Genomic DNA, 16,983 nt, shown 5'->3' with positions numbered 1-16,983 from the left:
CGTGCTTTTTCGCCAATACTTGCATCTAATTCCAACCCCATCTGCTGTGTCTGATGGAATTGACGGCTTTCCTCCCCAAGCTGAAAACAACTCATTTTAGGCAACATTCATACAATATATAGACAACAGGGAAACAGAACATCTAAAGGTCTTACCCCCCTTAATTTCTGATTCCTATTGATATAATCTAGATTAAAGCATCGCTCAGCAGAAAAACATCACATCCACAAATTTCGATTTTATTGCTAAGCCGCTGCTTGATGATGATGAGAATGGCTTGCGGCAGTATGGGTTTCAGTTTGTATTTGCTTTTCAGCCGCAATTTCTTGACGTAGCCAGTCAAGCCAAGCATCTAAACCCTGTTGGGTTTTGGCTGAAACTTGCAACACAGGAGCAGGATTTGCTAAATGTTGCATATAATGAATGGCACGCTGAGGCGAAAAATCATCTAAATAAGGTAATAAATCTATTTTGCTCAATAACATCACATCGGCGGTACGGAACATCACAGGATATTTAGCGGGTTTATCATCTCCTTCCGTAACAGAAAGTAAGGTTACATTGCGATGATGACCTAAATCAAAACTGGCAGGGCAAACCAAATTGCCTACATTTTCAATAAAAATAATATCTAAATTGGCTAAGTCTAATTGATGAACCGCTTTATGGACTAAATGAGCATCCAAATGACAAGCCGTACCTGTCACAATTTGAATCGCAGGCACACCTGTTTTACGAATCCGTTGTGCATCATTTTCAGTTTCTAAATCACCTTCGATAACCGCAATATTAAATTCTGATTTGAGGGCTAAAATGGTGGTTTCTAGTAGTGCTGTTTTGCCAGAGCCGGGGGAGGACATTAAATTTATTGCTAAGACACCATGTTTATCAAAGTGTTGCCGATTATGTATTGCTTGATGGTCATTTTCTGATAATAAATTTTTTAATACAATAATTGCAGATTTTCCATCTTCTGTTGTCGCATGTTTACCGTCATTTTCAACGAGATGTTGATTTCCTGGTGTTATATTGCAACCGCATGTATCACACATAGTTTTATTCCTAAAATGATGATATTCACAATATTGAGGACACTGAGCCTAATATCACAAAACCTAAGTGAGGAAAGTATGAAAGAGAGTTTTGCAACCAAAAATGGCTACAAACCCTCGATTAAGTTTGCAGCCATTTTTTATATTCACTAACGCTGATGTTGTGTACTCTGTTCTTCTTCCTTCTTAGGTGCATAAATCATACAATTAACTCGACCATCACGTTTAATACGGCGATAACGTTGTAAAAATGTATCAAACTTCGCATTTTCATTCTGTTTTTCTTCGTATTTCTCAATCAAGTTTCTCTCAAAATTAATAATATTTTTTTCTACGCTTTCAATATTCATGCGTAGGCGTTCACGTTCCTTCTCTGATACCGCTTTATTGTTGTAACTGGACTCTAAGTTACGCTGCATGTCATTACGATTTTTTTCTGAACGCGAAATTTGAGAACGAATGACCTCGATTGTTGCATCTAATGTGTCAAGCCGATTCAATCGCTCATTTTCAATCCCATCTTCAGTATTAAATAAATTTAACACCTCGTTGTCTTTCTCACGATCTGCCAAACACTCGTTATATTGTTTAGCACGCTCATTACGTAAGCGTTTTTCTTCTGCAATCTCTTCTGGCGTTTTGGCACGGCCAACTTCATTGACAGCGATACCTTTCTTGTTGAATTCTTGGTAACCTTGTTGTGAATACTGTGGCGGTACAACATTGCCGCAGTTTAAAATACCATCTATATCAGTCCAACATTTTAATGAGGCTGAAGCTGACATACTGGTTATGAACAAAGATAATAAAAACGTCACTGAAAATAATCTGTTCATCAATTTCCCCTTGGTTTTGTTTATGGAGTCGTCAATGCAAAAAGCGTGGTATTAATTTTATGATAGCATAATTAGTTATGACGAGTATTAAAAACCCTATAACCCTAGAGTTAGTGATAATGGTACACTTAACTCAAACTTGTCACAGACAAATTAAACTAATCGGTTATGCTGTTTTATTAAATAATAACTCACTAACTTGGAGGAAATATGCCTAAGAATGCTTTTTATGCTCAATCAGGTGGTGTCACGTCAGTCATTAATGCTTCAGCTTGTGGTGTGATTGAAACAGCACGTCAATATCCTGACCAAATTGGCAAAGTATACGCAGGTCGCAATGGGATTATTGGTGCGCTAGAAGAAGACCTTATTGATACCTCACAAGAATCAGCCGAAGCCATTGCTGCATTACGTCATACACCATCGGGTGCATTTGGCTCTTGTCGTTATAAATTAAAAGGTTTAGAAGAAAATAAAGCGGAATATGAACGTTTAATCGAAGTGTTCAAAGCACATGATATTGGTTATTTTTTCTACAATGGTGGTGGAGATTCTCAAGATACATCTCACAAAGTGTCACAAATTGGCGATGCTTTAGGTCATCACATGACTTGCATTGGTGTGCCTAAAACGGTAGATAATGATTTACCGATTACAGATAACTGCCCCGGTTTTGGCTCTGTGGCGAAATATGTTGCAGTGTCGATTCGTGAGGCGGCATTTGATGTGGCATCAATGGCGAAGACTTCAACTAAGATTTTTGTATTGGAAGTGATGGGTCGTCATGCAGGTTGGATTGCAGCGGCTGGTGGTTTGGCACGTGAGCAAGAAGGTGATGCACCACACATTATTTTATTCCCAGAAATTGTGTTTAATAAAGAAAAATTCCTAGCCAAAGTGGATGCAACGGTTAAGAAATTTGGCTATTGCTGTATCGTGGTATCTGAAGGAGTGAAAGATGAAACAGGTAAATTCCTTGCTGATGCAGGTACGCGCGATGCGTTTGGTCATGCACAATTAGGTGGCTGTGCGCCTGTAGTGGCCAATATGTGTAAAGATGCTTTGGGTTATAAATATCACTGGGCCGTAGCGGATTATTTACAACGTGCAGCGCGTCATATTGCGTCTAAAACCGATGTTGAGCAAGCGTATGCAATGGGTAAAGCGGCTGTTGAATTGGCAGTGCAAGGTAAAAATGCGGTGATGCCAACCGTGGTACGTACTTCAAATAATCCTTATGCGTGGGAAGTTGGTCATGCGAATTTAGCGGATGTGGCGAATGTTGAGAAGAAAATGCCTGCTGAATATATTACAGAAGATGGTTATGGCATTACAGAACCGTGTCGCGAATATTTGCAACCGTTGATTATGGGTGAAGATTATCCTCCTTTCAAAAATGGTCTGCCTGATTACGTGGTTTTGAATAATGTTGCTGTGCCAAAGAAATTGGCTAACGAGTTTAAAGTGAAATAACATCATAAATATTTGGTAGTCCTGTTATATCATTCGGGGCTGCCAAGTGCTTTTACATATTAAATTGATGTTAAACCATTAGGTGCATGATTATATTCCTAATGGATAACTGAATACCTACCATTTATCCTACCCTGCTACGAAGCCATGCGTAATTCAGGCTCAACCATATCGTCAATGTCTTCACGTAATTCCGCAATATGCAGAATATTTTCAAATTTTACAGCATGATCTGAAATCTCCAGCGCGTGGTCTAAGCCATTGATAATCTTACGTGCATTGATATAGTCTATTTTGCTGTTATTAAGATAACTGGTTAATTTTCGTCCCGTAAACCAACCTTCACGCATTCCAATCAACATAATATCGCTGGCAATTTGTGGGTCTAATGCTAAATCAGGGTCTGTAACCAGATCAATCGGTTCTGGATAACGTTCTGATAACTGATTCAGTGCTTCTGTTGCTCGCAAATAATTATTTCTAAAGGTTAATTGCACATAACCACGACCACGATAACGAAAACCATCACCAGAACGATTATTGCCATATCGCCCTTCATATTTACGGAAATAGTCACGCCGACCACGTTCATAAATTGGTTGAAAAGTTTGTGCCGTTTCATGATATACCGTGGCGAGCATATAGGCCGCGTGAGGAATTTCTGTTAATAATGGGTCTTCTGCAAATGCTTCTAGTACATTATTTAAGCCGTCAACCTGATCTTGATGAAGTTTTCCAAAATGCAAACGGTAGCTATCAAAAAAAGCTTTTCCATTGGTAAGTATCATCAGTATATCCTTTTGTTAGTAGGTATTTTCCTATTTGGCAAAAAGCGTTCCATTGATAAGTCATTGTAAATTAAGCAAACTAAAAATTAAGATTATAGATTCTTAGCCAATGCCTGTTAAAATATGGTCAATTTTTACACGAGCTGACTAAATAAGTGTTGATTCAAACCACACGAGAAGATCATAGAATTGCTTGGTTTGCCGCATTGGCAATTACGATTCATATTGCTGAAAGTGCTTTACCTAGCCCTTTACCAGGTGTGAAACCGGGCTTGGCTAATGTGGTGACAATAGTGGTATTAATGCAATATGGCTGGCGTATGGCGGTATGGGTTAATTTATTGCGGGTGATTGCAGGCAGCTTGATTATTGGGACATTTTTAACCCCAACTTTTATTTTAAGTTTGAGTGGCGCATTGGCCAGCACAACATCACTAGTTCTATTGGCACAATTGCCGAAATCATGGCAGTGTAGCCCGATTGGTTATAGTGTCACGGCAGCGATGCTACATATTTTGACTCAATTTTGGGTGGCGTATTGGTTATTTATCCAGCACAAAGGTTTGTTTCATTTACTCCCACCTCTAATGACTGCCTCGTTATTTTTTGGCATTGTGAGTGGTGTTATTGCAGCCAATATTTTATCAAAGTTACAATCAAATTAACGGATAAAAGCATAATCGTGTTTAGGAAAATAGGTTAGAACAACAAAACTTAAATGCCAAACTCGCCAGCATCACTCCCAAAGGAAACTTGGGAGCAGAGAAGTTGAGATTTATTATTTTATTTGAAATATAGAAAGATAAAACCTGTCAATAATATAGGTATAAATTGAAAATATAAAAATCTTTAATTATCATCAGGGTATTGTTCTTCAGTATCAATTAATTGATCTAAGCCCAACATTAATAAATCAGTGAGTAGTGCATCATGTCCTTTAACTTCATCTGAGTTCACACTGATATAGTCATTACCGCCTTGATCTGTAAATAGCTTTTGTAAGCGATTGTGAACAATATTAGGAAGATTAGCTTCAAGTTTTTGCATCAGTTTAGATTCCTACAACTATGTGAAATTAACTTTACACCCTACCACTCAACTAGTGCGCTGACAAGAATGATAGTTTAAATAATGCCTATTTTGCCTTTTTTTGAGAGCTTTTAAAAGTGTATTTTTTGAATTATTTAGTTTGACATAACATACAAATAATCCACTAGTGTTATTATACTTTGCCTGAATTCAGCGAAAACGATTCTGTAATGTACTACGAGCATTTTGGTTTACATTTTCCCCCATTTAAAATTACCCCAGACACCCAATTGTTTTATACAGGAGGCAATCGTGGTTTAGTGTTGGAGGCATTGGTTTATGCGATTCAGCAAGGCGAAGGCATGATTAAAGTGGTGGGAGAGGTCGGCAGCGGCAAAACAATGCTGTGTCGAATGTTAGAACAGAAATTATCCAATAATATCGAAATTGTATATTTAGCCAACCCCCATTTATCGCCAGACATGATATTACATGCCATTGGTTTGGAGATGAAATTACCGATTAATACCCAAAGTTCGCGTTTAGAAGTAATGCAGCAGCTACAAATGGCTTTATTAGAAAAACATGCGGCTCAGCAACAAGTAGTGGTCTTTGTTGAGGAAGCGCAAAATATGCCGTTGGAGACTTTGGAGGAAATCCGTTTATTGAGTAATTTAGAAACCACCAAGGATAAATTATTACAAATTGTATTATTTGGTCAGCCTGAACTTGATGTCAATTTAAGCGTTGAACATATTCGCCAGCTAAAAGAACGGATTACCCATCATCTATATTTGCCCGCACTGAAGTATCAAGATATTGGTGTCTATTTACAATTTCGTCTGCATTCAGCGGGTTATCGAGGGCCTTCTGTATTCTCTAACAGTGCATTGCGTTGCTTATATAAAGTATCCGAAGGCTTAATGCGTCGATTGAATATTCTGGCTGATAAAGCCTTATTAGCTGCATTTTCTGAAAATAAACATATTGTCACAGCAAAACATGTACGAATGGCGATACAAGACAGTGGTTATGAAATGAAAAGCTGGCGATTTTATTACATTTTGTTTGGTTTTCTGTTAATCGTGTTATTGAGTGCAGGGGCTTATTTTTATCTTAATTCAGCGCAACAACAGCCTGCTTTTTTACTGCCTCGTGCCGAAATACCCTTTAAATTGCCACCACAAACCCAACCATCTACGCCAACCACTTCAATTCAAAAACAATTAGAAACAACCCAGCAATGGCTTGAACAAACCCCGATGCACTATCACACTTTGCAAGTGATGCAGAGTTACGGCGATAAAAATGTAGAAATTGAACGTTTATTACAAAAAGCTGAATTAGAACCTTTCTTAAAAGATTTACATCCCTATCATCAATCAGATAAAGCCTTATGGGGCATTGTATACGGGCAATTTGCAAATTTTAAATTAGCGCAACAAGCTATCGAGGCATTACCTGCTATTTTGCAAAAGAATAAACCTTATGCCTTAACCATTCAGCAGTTGGTTAAAAAGTTTGAATAAATCATCATTTGGCATTTTTTGAGTAAAGGTTCATCCATGGAATTAATTGAAAAATATAATGAATTAAATCAGAAACTGGAAAGCTTAATCAGTGATTTTAAATTTACAGCCGAGGTGAATTTAAGACTAGAGCGTATGAGAAAATTATTAGAGCTGCTTGATAATCCACAGGAACAGCTTGATATTATTCATGTTGGTGGTACATCAGGCAAAGGTTCAACCTCAACATTTATCGCCAGTTTATTACAAGCACAAGGCTATAAAACAGGCTTATTTTTATCACCTTATTTACAAATTTTAAACGAAACTTGGAAAATTAACAGTTGTCCTGCGAAAACCACAGAATTACTGGATATTTACCAGCAAATTGAGCCAGTCTTTTCTGAAGTGGCGACACAAACAGGTTTAGGTTTACCGAGTTATTTTGAAGTTAAATTGGCTTTAGCGTTGATGTTGTTTAAACGTCATCAAGTGGATATGGCTATTATTGAGGTTGGCCTGGGCGGTAAATTAGATGCGACTAATGTTTTAAATTCAATGATTTCCGTACTGGTTAGTGCGGGTTTAGACCATACTGAAATTTTAGGTGATACGGTTGAGTTGATTGCAGCAGACAAGGTCGAGATTATCAAACCGCATACCACAACAATCTGTGGTTTTACTCAAGCTTCGACAGTGGCGATTGCTCGCACTAAAGCGAATGCAGTAGAAACTAATTTATTGCTATTAAATCAAAATTTTTCATATTGCTATCAAGAAAATAAGCTTTCGATTACCACTCGATCAAATCACTATTCAGATTTATCTTTATCGTTACAAGGTCAGTTTCAGGCTCATAACGCCGCTTGTGCAGTCATGGCATATGAAACTTTTATGCAGATCAAACAGGCTAAACCTGAAGTGGATGTTGTAAAAACAGGTTTGCGGCAGGCGTTCATTTCAGGTCGAATGGAGCAAATTCAATCAGACCCGATAGTACTGCTTGATGGTGCACATAATCCTGATAAGTTGAATAGTTTTTTCAAGCGTTTGCAACGAATGGATAAAGATACTGTGTTGGTTTTGGCCTTAAAAATGGGTAAAGAGCTTAATACTGATATTTTCCCATTAATTCGAAATCTACAAGCAAAACAAATCATTGTGACCACATTTGCAGGCAAGGGGATTTGGAGTGCAATTCCTGCTCAAGAATTAAAACAGTTGTTGTTACAAAATAAGGCAGTGTCAAATCAAGATATGATGACAGTCATAGACGAGCCAATCGCAGCCGTAAAATACGCGCTAAGCCAAGCAAATAAGGATGATGTGATTGCAATTACAGGATCGTTATTTTTAGTGGGGGATTGTCGGGAATTTTGGTATCCGAAGACAAGATTATTAGAATATGTAGAAAATGAATGTATAAGTTAGATTTGGTATTTTTAAGAGCGATTTTATGAAAAAAGAGAAAAGCTTTAGAATGGTGGCCGGAGGTGGAATCGAACCACCGACACAAGGATTTTCAATCCTTTGCTCTACCGACTGAGCTATCCGGCCAAAAGAAGTGCGTATTTAACCATTTTAGATTTTATGTGTCAACAATTTTTTGAGTTTTTTTATTCTATATGTTTTTTAGGGATAGGGATGAAATTTTTGGTTGTAATGATGAATAAAATACTAAGCAGCTCCAATATGATTTTCAACAGATTTAGAAAAGGATAGGGTTTTTCAGACAAGACGACCAACACTCTGTTTAATAGTACAGTTAAATCTCTCAATATACGATGTTTGTCCCGTTTCTTTTCCAACAGCATGATGGCGTTTAGAGGGTAAAACAGATTGATAGGCTTCCCAAAAATCAGTATAGATAGTGGCACATTGGTGATATTCTGGAAGTAGAGAATTTCACAAACTCCTTAGTCTTTAATTCTCATGGTTTCAACTTGAACGTTTACTACCTTGTTTAGTTTATGTTGCTCTCAGAATTCCTCCCTTACCTTATCGCCTTCTTAATTTTGGCTGATTATTTTATGGATAATCAGGTAATAATATGCCAATTCGCCTCTATATCGTAGAATAAGAAGTGAATGAAAAACAAACTTTACACCAAAACGGCTCAATAGGCTTTTTCTCAATTGTGCACAATTCAAGATTCTATTGAATATGTAATATGTATAGTGTTTAAATCATTTAGCGGTATCATGCTATCGATGCTTTTATTGTATTATCTCTGTCTTGATCTGTTTTCACTGAAAAGTGTTTATTAAACAAGTTTATTAAAATACTCGAACTGTAACGACAGCTACTATATTTTCAAGTAGAATGAGAGTAATAACCGAAGGATTACAAATTGAGGAATAGTAATGACAACCGAACAGGAACATACTAGTACCTTATTGCTAGTAGATGATGTCCCCACCAACCTAAAAGTTCTATTTGGCTATCTCAAAAGTTGTAATTTTAAAGTGCGGATTGCCCGTGATGGTGAAGATGCGTTAAATCAAGTCGCGTTGGCAAAACCCGATTTAATTTTACTTGATGTCATGATGCCTAAAATGGATGGTTTTGAAACCTGCCGCCGTTTGAAAGCCAGTGAAGAAACGAAAGATATTCCCGTGATTTTCATGACTGCATTGACTGAAACAGTCGATAAAGTAAAAGGGTTTGATGCAGGTGCGGTGGACTATGTCACAAAGCCGATTCAGCAAGAAGAAGTATTAGCTCGGATTAATAGCCACTTAATGCTACGCCAATTGCAGAAGACCTTGGAAGTGAAAAACGGGGAATTGCAACAACAGAATCAAGAATTAGAATCTTTTGCGCACACGGTTGCCCATGATTTAAAAAATCCCATCAATGCGATTATTAATTACACTGAAATGTTAAAAGAAGATTTTAACCTTGATGGTGAAATTTTTGAATTGCTGGAAAAAGTGGAGCAAGCTGGGCATAAAATGACTGATATTATTACTTCATTGTTATTATTAGCCAGTTCACGTAAGCAAGAAGTTGATATGGAAGTGATTAATATGGCGGATGTTGTGCAGCAAGTTGAGCAGCGATTGGCGCACATGAGTGAGGAATTCAGCGCAATTGTGAAACTTCCTGAAACATGGCATCAAGCGGTTGGTTATGCACCTTGGGTTGAGGAAGTTTGGACGAATTATTTTACCAATGCGTTGAAATATGGTGGTCGTCCACCGTTAGTTGAATTGGGTTCAACTGAATTAGAGGATGGCAATATAAAGTTTTGGGTTAAGGATAATGGTGATGGTTTAGACAAGGAAGAGCAAAGCCATTTGTTTGTGCCATTTACTCGTATCAGTCAGGTTCGCGTGGAAGGACATGGTTTAGGACTATCGATTGTGCAGCGGATTGTTGAGCGATGTGGTGGTCAGGTTGGGGTTGAGAGTGAAAAAGGCAGTGGCAGTGTGTTTTATTTTACCTTGCCTGTTAAACGTGCAGAATAGAGTTTGATTAGATGAATATTCAATGGTTTAAAAATATACAGTTGTTCACTTTACAAAAGCCGCTTGAGCATAATGCAGAAAGTTTGCATCAGGCTTTGAGTCAAAAGCAATTTCGTCCGTGTGGTGATTATGAGTTAAAAACCGTGGGTTGGATTCCGCCATTGCAAGATAGTGAGATGCTGACTTTTGAGGCTAATAACTGCATTTTATTGCGATTACGGATACAGGAGAAGATTTTACCTGCTTCAGTGATTCGGGATTTTGTGAATGATAAAGTGGCTGAAATTGAGGCGGCTGAGTTGCGTAATGTGCGGCGTAAAGAACGCAATGAGATTAAAGAGCAAGTGACTCAAGCATTGTTGCCACGGGCTTTTCCTAAGAATACGGATGTGATGTTGTATTTGGATATGAGCAATCATTGGTTACTTGTGGATATGTCGAGCCGCAATAAAGCTGAAGATGTATCGAGCTTTTTACGTGCGACTTTGGGCAGTTTGCCTGTTGTTTCACCACAGTTTCAAGTTTCGCCTTCGTTGACCATGACGCAGTGGTTAAAAAATAATGAAACGCCTACCGCATTTGTGTTGGGAGAAGCGTGTAAATTAGTCGCGAGTGAGGGTGAGTCGGTGACTTGCAAGCAAATGGATTTGTTGTCTTCTGAGATACACGAGCATTTGAATACGGGTAAGATGGTTGAGTATATCGCTTTATCTTGGGATAACCGCTTGGATTTGGTATTGGATGAGAATTTTGGAATTAAACGCCTGAGATTTTCGGACATTGAGCAGGAAGGCGAGCAAGGTGATGAGCAAGCCGATTTTATGGTGATGACTTCGGAGTTTGCCCGTTTGGTTAAGGCTTTGTTTGAGGTATTAGGTGACTTGGTTGAGGATGATTCTGTAGTTGTTTGATGACTGATTCTAAACATTAAATTTGATAATTCTATCCTCTCGTTCCCAAAGTCTCTTTGGGAATGCCTGCTAGCAAAGCTCTGCTTTGAGAATAAAAAGACATTTAAATAATCCCAAAGACACGAAGTGCTATACCAATTGCTGTGAGAGTTAAACCAATAGCGGTTAAAGTCGTTGTCACAGTAAATCGAAATTTCTCTGTTGTTTTTTGTTCTCAGATAGTTGACTCGCTGCTTTTTCATCAATGCCATCGAGCAATTCTGCAAGTGGTATATGTTTTTTGAGTTTAGGAATTAAAAAATCCGTTTCCCATCTCTTCTACATCAAGTAAATCTTGATATTCTAATCCTATCTTTTTTGATAAACCACTATTTCACGCGCATTGATTTTGTGTAAATTTTTGTGAATATCGTTGAGTTTTATACGAATGATTTGTAAAAAACTGCGTTTGCCTTTGGTGTTGCCTGTGACCCAAATTTGGATTTTTTTGTCTTCAACATCGGATTTAACCAGTGCTTGGTTGTTGTCGTGTTTGAGAATCACGCCGCTAAACCAATAGTTTTTGTCCACGATATGGTTGTTCATTTTGACGATAAAGCGTGACATGATGCTGGTAGGAAGGATGTCATAGTGGAATTGGAATGCAAGGCTGTTTTTATAATCCCAATTATCCAGATAAGGTTGTTCTTTGGGCAGTAAATTGGGAATTAAATATTGGTTTTTTTCGATTTTAAAGCATAATTCAAATTTTTCCATCATATCAATAATAAATTGTTGTTTGTTTTGATAGCGTTCGCCGAGTAATTCGTTTAAATCATCACAGTGTAAAACCCCTTTGCTATGGAATAATTGGTGTCTTTTAAACAGTTATCATCTTGAAAATTTAGCACAACACCTAAGTCATGTAGGAACGAAAGCAGGATTTTTTGATGTGATTGATTGCTAATTTTGCGGCGTTTGCATAAATTTTGGTATTCTATATAAGAAATATGATCTTTCTTGTCTTTTTCTAAGCGTTGTTTTAAATCAAACCAGCTTGCGGGTAATGAATCATGAATATGTGGCATTTCACAGAGGGCTTGTTGTATGGCTTGTTTGAGTTCATTTATACCTTGATTTTGACAGCAGGAGGTTTCGATAAAAGCTTGAATCCCTGCGTATTTTATTTGCAATCCGCGTTTGTTAAGTTGCAATTGGTGTTGGTCAATTTTGTTGATGACAATGATGATAGGGGAGTTGCTGCCAAAGCTTTGAATCAGTTTTAACCAGTACGATACGGCTTTGTTGTTCGTCTTGGCGAGCGTCGAGGACTAAAATATACAGGCTGCGTTTGGTGAGGAAAAATTGATGGGTGGCGTGCATGATTTCTTGTCCGCCGAAATCCCATAAGTTGAGTTGTATATCTCGTCCGTTGATGGGTAATGTCTAGTTTTTAATGTTGATGCCATCGGTTTTGTTTTCGTGTTTATCGAATTTATTAGAGTTGTTGCATCCTTAAAAACCAAACGTTTATTTGTATTTAGTTGTTTAGGTTAAAAATCCATAAACCAGCGCAAACAGCAGCTACTTTATCGTATAACTCGGCAGTATGTATGCGAATACGCTCCATTAAAATTCGATAACGTTTCATACCGCCAATGCTGTGTTCAACATAAATTCATTCTTTAGCTAATTGCTGATTTTTCAGTTTTTGTTCTTTTGTTAGTGTGCCATTTCTCGGGTTTTTGTGAGGAATATCAAGCTTAAGATGTGGATAACTTTTAGCAAAACCTAAAAATCCTTAATCTACTTTAATCTAAATATCTTTAAAAATATCAAATTTTGACTTTGCTTAAACATTTGTAGCAGAAATAATTTTGAGCAATTCATCCAATGCCCCACGATTTTGCTGTAAATAATTTAACCCATTTTGTCCCGCTTGCTGGCGTAATTTTGGATTTGCAGCATACAATTCCACGGCTTGTAATAAGGCCTGTTCATTTTGTACTTGTTTTCCAGCTTCAACCGCTAATAATTGCTGGCTGATTTCTGTAAACGTAAACATATATTGACCGAAAATGACAGGCAAGCCGACTGCAGCAGGTTCAAGCAAATTATGGCCGCCAACAGGCATCAAACTTCCACCAATAAAAGCAATATCACTTGCAGCAAATAAGGCTTGTAATTCGCCCATCGTATCACCTAAATAAATATCGGTATTTTCATCACACATCTGATTTAAACTGCGCCGTGCTAAATGTAGATTCTGTTGCAAGCATAATTGAGCTACAAGCTCAAATCGTTCGGGATGCCGAGGAACTAAAATCAGTAATAAATGCGGAAATTTGTTAATTAGTGTTTGGTAGACATTTAAAATCATCGGTTCTTCGCCATCATGAGTGCTGGCTGCAATCCAAATAAGCCGCTCAAGACCTAATTGTTGCCGTAATGTTTTTGCCTGCTCTGTTAAATTATCGGCTAGCTGCAAATCAAACTTAATACTACCTGTGACAGTAATCTGATTGTGATCCATACCCAGTTGAATAAATTGTTGTTTATCTTGCTCAGTTTGTGCCGCAATATGGCTCAGATTGGCTAAGATTTGGCGAGTAAACTTAGCAATTTTGGCGTAGCCTTTAGTGGATTTTTCTGATAATCGTGCATTGGCTAAAATAATGGGAATCGCGCGTTTTTGGCACCCTGCAAGTAAGTTTGGCCACAATTCAGTTTCCATTAAGATAAGTAATTTAGGCTGAGTTTTGGATAAAAAGCGTTGAATTGCATCAGGATAATCATACGGCAAATAGACATGCTGTACGGCATCATCGAAAATGCTTGTCACACGTTCAGAGCCTGTTGGAGTCATCGTTGTGATTAAAAAATTGGCATCAGGGTAATCTTGCTGTAAACGCCGAACTAAGGGGATTGCCGCTTGCACTTCACCAACGGAAACGGCATGAATCCAAATTGCGCCATGTGCTAAGTTTGGAATAAAGCCAAACCGCTCTGCAATACGTTGTCGATAAGCAGGCGCACGTTTACCACGTAACCAAAGTTTGAGTAAAATCAATGGTGTGAGTAAATAAAGTAATAATGAATAAACGACTCGCATTCAAACAGCCTTTTTTAAATAGGGTCGGCGTAAATTTTGGGTAAAAACGCATGATTTTTGTATATTAACGCTTTCATTACGACAGCTCAACATAACATGGCGCGTCATTTTAAATGTTCAAACTAAGCTAAATGATTTTAGCCACGAGGGTTTTAATATGGAGTTTATACATGTGCTGGCAGGGCTTGGCGTAGGTATTATTGTGGGATTAACGGGAGTGGGTGGTGGTGCATTGATGACACCTATTTTAATTTTAGGGTTTGGGATTAATCCTGCTATTGCGGTTGGGACAGATTTATTGTATGCCGCATTAAGTAAGGCTGGAGCTGCATGGTTGCATAGTCGCTATCATAATGTGGATTGGAATATTGTGGGTTTTCTTGCGTTGGGCAGTGTGCCGATGTCAATTATAACAGGCTTATTATTGCAATTTATCCACGTCCAAGGGGCTAATTATAATGAATTTATTACCAGTATTATTGGCTTGATGCTTGTTGTCACTGCATTTTTGATGATATTTAAACAACAGATTGTGAATAGTAAAATATTTGGAATAAATGGATTATCTGAATCATCGCGTTATTTTGTAACATTTTGTGCTGGCATGTTGCTGGGTGTTGTTGTGACCTTAAGCTCGATTGGTGCGGGTGCAATTGGGGCGGCTGTATTGAGTTTATTATATCCTGAATTGAAAACCAGTAAGATTATTGGTACGGATTTAGTTCATGCTGTACCGTTGGCGGCTGTTGCAGGTCTTGGGCATTGGCAGTTTTTAGGTAGTGTGGATTTTATGCTGTTGGGTGGGTTGCTTGTTGGTGCGTATCCAGGGATTGCAGTTGGCAGCATGTTAAATTTTCGATTGCCTGAACGTTTATTGCGTAATACGCTTGCGGCGATGTTATTGCTGATTGGGCTACGCTTTGCATTTTAGCTAATTTCAATCATAAGATTGTTCTTGCTTTATCGTCGTTTTATTCTAAGATGATACAGGACTGGCAGTCCTTAGTTTTAAAAGTAATTGATATTTAAAGTTTTATAGGACTGCCAATCCTAACATCCAAAACGAAATTGACTATATCTATCTCACTTTACGTAAACAAAAAAACTTTTCAGTTTATGTAGGGTGGAATAGCATAGCGTTTTCCAGCAAAATATGTGATACGTTTGGGATGGTGGAATACGGTGAGAGATGGTTTATTAATAATAACTAACATCAAAAGGCTCATCTATTCCACTCTACTCTTTCAAGATTTTTACATTTTGCGTAACATGAATTATTTATGTTTAACAGAAAAATGATAACTTAATGAGTTGAGTAGTTACAAATAGAAAAATAATGATGCGACTTAGAGATTGTGAAATATACTGAATAAACAAGCTCTAAGTCTAAAAGAAGATGTAAAAACTATGAAGCATCAAACATGCGTTGTAAGGCTAAACGGGCTTGTTCTGCCTCGCTTGGATCAACTTTGATTTGATTGACAATGCACCCTTGCTCAATATTTTCTAATGTCCATAACAAGTGTTGCGGATCAGTTCGATACATGGTTGAACACATACTCAGGGTTGGCGACATGAAGTGTACATTAACCCCTTTAGGCTTCATTTCTTCCGCAATCCGTATCACCATATTTAATTCAGTGCCCACTAGCCAGCGCATCCCTTCTGGAGATTGACGAATCGTATTTAAAATATATTCCGTCGAACCCACATCATCCGATTTCTGACATACTTCAAAGCTACTTTCAGGATGTGAGATGACTTTACCTTCAGGATATTTAGCCCGATAAGCATCAATATGTTCAGGTTTAAATACTTGATGGACTGAGCAATAGCCTTTCCATAAAATCATTTTGGCCTTTTTAATTTGCTCTATTGTCAAACCACCACGTGGTTGAGTGAAGTCCCATACCACCATTTCATCTAATGGAATCCCCATCTCATAACCAGTGTTACGACCAAGGTGCTGATCTGGGAAAAATAAGATTTTTTCACGCTGTGCAAATGCCCAATCTAAAATTTTTGGGGCATTGCTTGAAGTACATACAATACCTTGATGGCGACCACAAAATGCTTTTAAATCAGCGGCTGAATTAATGTATGTCATTGGCGTTATGGTGTTTTCAGCATCAATAATTTGACTTAATTCTTGCCAAGCTTTCTCGACTGCGGCCAAATTCGCCATATCAGCCATAGAACAACCTGCGCCCAAATCAGGCAAAATGGATACTTGTTCAGGACGGCTCATAATATCAGCCACTTCGGCCATAAAATGTACGCCACAAAACACAATGTATTCAGCACTGGATTGTGCCGCTTGACGTGATAATTTTAATGAATCACCTGAATAATCAGCATGTTCAAATACAGATTGGCGTTGATAATGATGTCCCAAAATCACTAGGCGGTTGCCTAATCGTTGTTTACTTGCCTCAATACGTTGATGGCATTCTTTATCAGTTAAAGAAGTATATTCATTGATTGCAATTTCAGCTACACCCATTGGAAACACCCCGCGCAGAGAATAAGACGAATTTTTTAGTGTGTTATTTGGAATAGGAAATAATAGCTTTAGTTAGCAATAAGGATGGATTATCCTACTAATTCCCTAATAAAAACAATGATAGTTGTATTTTGCAACTAATTAAAGCATAGTAAAAATCACTAGATTATTCAATCTTTTTAAGAGAAAAATCTATATTTGAATACGCTTGAATTTTTGGAAGGATAAAGCTAAGAATGGAATAAAAATAAATGGCGTCCCCAAGGGGGTTCGAACCCCTGTTACCGCCGTGAAAGGGCGGTGTCCTAGGCCTCTAGACGAT

Annotated in this window: 15 protein-coding genes, 2 tRNA genes and 2 pseudogenes; 7 read left to right on the top strand and 12 right to left on the bottom strand. The window is 37.8% G+C overall.

The features are described from left to right. Positions 1–245: 245 nt before the first annotated feature. Both hypB and ABXH34_RS12110 read right to left on the bottom strand, forming a co-directional pair. A complete protein-coding gene (hypB, locus tag ABXH34_RS12115) occupies positions 246–1,052 on the bottom strand; it encodes a hydrogenase nickel incorporation protein HypB (RefSeq protein WP_353572144.1) in 807 nt (268 codons plus the stop codon). A 149-nt stretch (positions 1,053–1,201) separates the two neighbouring features. After that, the gene (locus tag ABXH34_RS12110) at positions 1,202–1,888 is read right to left on the bottom strand and encodes a hypothetical protein (RefSeq protein WP_353572143.1); all 687 of its coding nucleotides are present in this window, start codon (positions 1,886–1,888) and stop codon (positions 1,202–1,204) included. A 210-nt stretch (positions 1,889–2,098) separates the two neighbouring features. On the opposite strand from ABXH34_RS12110, the gene ABXH34_RS12105 reads away from it, so the two are divergent. Then, complete coding sequence (locus ABXH34_RS12105) at positions 2,099–3,361, top strand: 6-phosphofructokinase (RefSeq protein WP_353572142.1); 1,263 nt, start codon at positions 2,099–2,101, stop codon at positions 3,359–3,361. A gap of 137 nt (positions 3,362–3,498) precedes the next feature. Here ABXH34_RS12105 and ABXH34_RS12100 read toward each other — a convergent pair whose 3' ends face one another. Then, positions 3,499–4,149, bottom strand: coding sequence for a hypothetical protein (locus tag ABXH34_RS12100; protein ID WP_353572141.1), 651 nt, complete (start codon positions 4,147–4,149; stop codon positions 3,499–3,501). A gap of 155 nt (positions 4,150–4,304) precedes the next feature. Here ABXH34_RS12100 and ABXH34_RS12095 point away from each other — a divergent pair, with 155 nt between their 5' ends. Continuing rightward, positions 4,305–4,814 (top strand): Gx transporter family protein, encoded by a 510-nt coding sequence (locus ABXH34_RS12095; RefSeq protein WP_353572140.1) that lies wholly within the window; start codon positions 4,305–4,307, stop codon positions 4,812–4,814. Between the two features lie 184 nt (positions 4,815–4,998). Here ABXH34_RS12095 and ABXH34_RS12090 read toward each other — a convergent pair whose 3' ends face one another. After that, positions 4,999–5,196, bottom strand: a complete 198-nt coding sequence (locus ABXH34_RS12090; RefSeq protein WP_353572139.1) for a hypothetical protein — start codon at positions 5,194–5,196, stop codon at positions 4,999–5,001. 212 nt (positions 5,197–5,408) lie between these two features. Between ABXH34_RS12090 and ABXH34_RS12085 the strand changes: the two genes are divergently transcribed. Together ABXH34_RS12085 and ABXH34_RS12080 are read left to right on the top strand one after the other, a co-directional pair. Then, positions 5,409–6,707, top strand: a complete 1,299-nt coding sequence (locus ABXH34_RS12085) for an AAA family ATPase (RefSeq protein WP_353572138.1) — start codon at positions 5,409–5,411, stop codon at positions 6,705–6,707. Positions 6,708–6,743: 36 nt separating this feature from the next. After that, positions 6,744–8,117, top strand: a complete 1,374-nt coding sequence (locus ABXH34_RS12080; protein ID WP_353572137.1) for a bifunctional folylpolyglutamate synthase/dihydrofolate synthase — start codon at positions 6,744–6,746, stop codon at positions 8,115–8,117. A 50-nt stretch (positions 8,118–8,167) separates the two neighbouring features. Here ABXH34_RS12080 and ABXH34_RS12075 read toward each other — a convergent pair. Beyond that, positions 8,168–8,243, bottom strand: a tRNA-Phe gene (locus tag ABXH34_RS12075). A gap of 120 nt (positions 8,244–8,363) precedes the next feature. Then, a pseudogene (locus ABXH34_RS12070) lies at positions 8,364–8,588 on the bottom strand (IS1 family transposase); the annotation flags it as partial. A 461-nt stretch (positions 8,589–9,049) separates the two neighbouring features. On the opposite strand from ABXH34_RS12070, the gene ABXH34_RS12065 reads away from it, so the two are divergent. Further along, a complete protein-coding gene (locus ABXH34_RS12065) occupies positions 9,050–10,156 on the top strand; it encodes a sensor histidine kinase (RefSeq protein ID WP_353572136.1) in 1,107 nt (368 codons plus the stop codon). 11 nt (positions 10,157–10,167) lie between these two features. Continuing rightward, complete coding sequence (locus tag ABXH34_RS12060; RefSeq protein ID WP_353572135.1) at positions 10,168–11,067, top strand: recombination-associated protein RdgC; 900 nt, start codon at positions 10,168–10,170, stop codon at positions 11,065–11,067. A 348-nt stretch (positions 11,068–11,415) separates the two neighbouring features. On the opposite strand, the gene ABXH34_RS18765 is transcribed toward ABXH34_RS12060, so the two are convergent. From ABXH34_RS18765 to waaA, 4 genes and pseudogenes are all read right to left on the bottom strand, one after another. Next, the gene (locus tag ABXH34_RS18765) at positions 11,416–11,823 is read right to left on the bottom strand and encodes a hypothetical protein (RefSeq protein WP_502710412.1); all 408 of its coding nucleotides are present in this window, start codon (positions 11,821–11,823) and stop codon (positions 11,416–11,418) included. After that, positions 11,821–12,134, bottom strand: a pseudogene (locus ABXH34_RS18760) (COR domain-containing protein); the annotation flags it as partial. The gene ABXH34_RS18765 and the pseudogene ABXH34_RS18760, both read right to left, overlap by 3 nt. Before the next feature lie 136 nt (positions 12,135–12,270). Continuing rightward, a complete protein-coding gene (locus ABXH34_RS12050) occupies positions 12,271–12,468 on the bottom strand; it encodes a hypothetical protein (RefSeq protein WP_353572145.1) in 198 nt (65 codons plus the stop codon). Between the two features lie 430 nt (positions 12,469–12,898). Beyond that, positions 12,899–14,158 carry a lipid IV(A) 3-deoxy-D-manno-octulosonic acid transferase gene (gene waaA / locus ABXH34_RS12045; protein ID WP_353572134.1) on the bottom strand — a complete coding sequence of 420 codons (1,260 nt, stop codon included), beginning with the start codon at positions 14,156–14,158 and terminating at the stop codon, positions 12,899–12,901. Positions 14,159–14,315: 157 nt separating this feature from the next. Here waaA and ABXH34_RS12040 point away from each other — a divergent pair, with 157 nt between their 5' ends. Then, entirely contained in the window at positions 14,316–15,089 is a 774-nt protein-coding gene (locus ABXH34_RS12040; RefSeq protein WP_353572133.1) for a sulfite exporter TauE/SafE family protein, read from the top strand. Positions 15,090–15,563: 474 nt separating this feature from the next. Here the strand turns inward: ABXH34_RS12040 and nadA are convergent, their stop codons facing one another. Further along, positions 15,564–16,661 (bottom strand): quinolinate synthase NadA, encoded by a 1,098-nt coding sequence (nadA, locus tag ABXH34_RS12035; protein WP_353572132.1) that lies wholly within the window; start codon positions 16,659–16,661, stop codon positions 15,564–15,566. Positions 16,662–16,913: 252 nt separating this feature from the next. Further along, positions 16,914–16,983, bottom strand: a tRNA-Glu gene (locus ABXH34_RS12030).

The sequence above is a fragment of the Candidatus Albibeggiatoa sp. nov. BB20 genome (genome assembly GCA_016744725.1).
Classification (GTDB): domain Bacteria; phylum Pseudomonadota; class Gammaproteobacteria; order Beggiatoales; family Beggiatoaceae; genus Albibeggiatoa.
Note: the sequence above shows the minus strand (reverse complement) of the source record. Positions and strands in the feature narration are given on the sequence as shown.

What these genes read in the sequence shown, in the direction of transcription:
- ABXH34_RS12105 (WP_353572142.1), top strand. Translation starts at nt 2,099, where the DNA reads ATGCCTAAGAATGCTTTTTATGCTCAATCAGGTGGTGTCACGTCAGTC.
- ABXH34_RS12060 (WP_353572135.1), top strand. Translation starts at nt 10,168, where the DNA reads ATGAATATTCAATGGTTTAAAAATATACAGTTGTTCACTTTACAAAAG.
- ABXH34_RS12040 (WP_353572133.1), top strand. Translation starts at nt 14,316, where the DNA reads ATGGAGTTTATACATGTGCTGGCAGGGCTTGGCGTAGGTATTATTGTG.
- ABXH34_RS12080 (WP_353572137.1), top strand. Translation starts at nt 6,744, where the DNA reads ATGGAATTAATTGAAAAATATAATGAATTAAATCAGAAACTGGAAAGC.
- nadA (WP_353572132.1), bottom strand. Translation starts at nt 16,661, where the DNA reads ATGGGTGTAGCTGAAATTGCAATCAATGAATATACTTCTTTAACTGAT.
- waaA (WP_353572134.1), bottom strand. Translation starts at nt 14,158, where the DNA reads ATGCGAGTCGTTTATTCATTATTACTTTATTTACTCACACCATTGATT.
- ABXH34_RS12085 (WP_353572138.1), top strand. Translation starts at nt 5,409, where the DNA reads ATGTACTACGAGCATTTTGGTTTACATTTTCCCCCATTTAAAATTACC.
- ABXH34_RS12065 (WP_353572136.1), top strand. Translation starts at nt 9,050, where the DNA reads ATGACAACCGAACAGGAACATACTAGTACCTTATTGCTAGTAGATGAT.
- hypB (WP_353572144.1), bottom strand. Translation starts at nt 1,052, where the DNA reads ATGTGTGATACATGCGGTTGCAATATAACACCAGGAAATCAACATCTC.
- ABXH34_RS12110 (WP_353572143.1), bottom strand. Translation starts at nt 1,888, where the DNA reads ATGAACAGATTATTTTCAGTGACGTTTTTATTATCTTTGTTCATAACC.
- ABXH34_RS12090 (WP_353572139.1), bottom strand. Translation starts at nt 5,196, where the DNA reads ATGCAAAAACTTGAAGCTAATCTTCCTAATATTGTTCACAATCGCTTA.
- ABXH34_RS18765 (WP_502710412.1), bottom strand. Translation starts at nt 11,823, where the DNA reads ATGGAAAAATTTGAATTATGCTTTAAAATCGAAAAAAACCAATATTTA.
- ABXH34_RS12100 (WP_353572141.1), bottom strand. Translation starts at nt 4,149, where the DNA reads ATGATACTTACCAATGGAAAAGCTTTTTTTGATAGCTACCGTTTGCAT.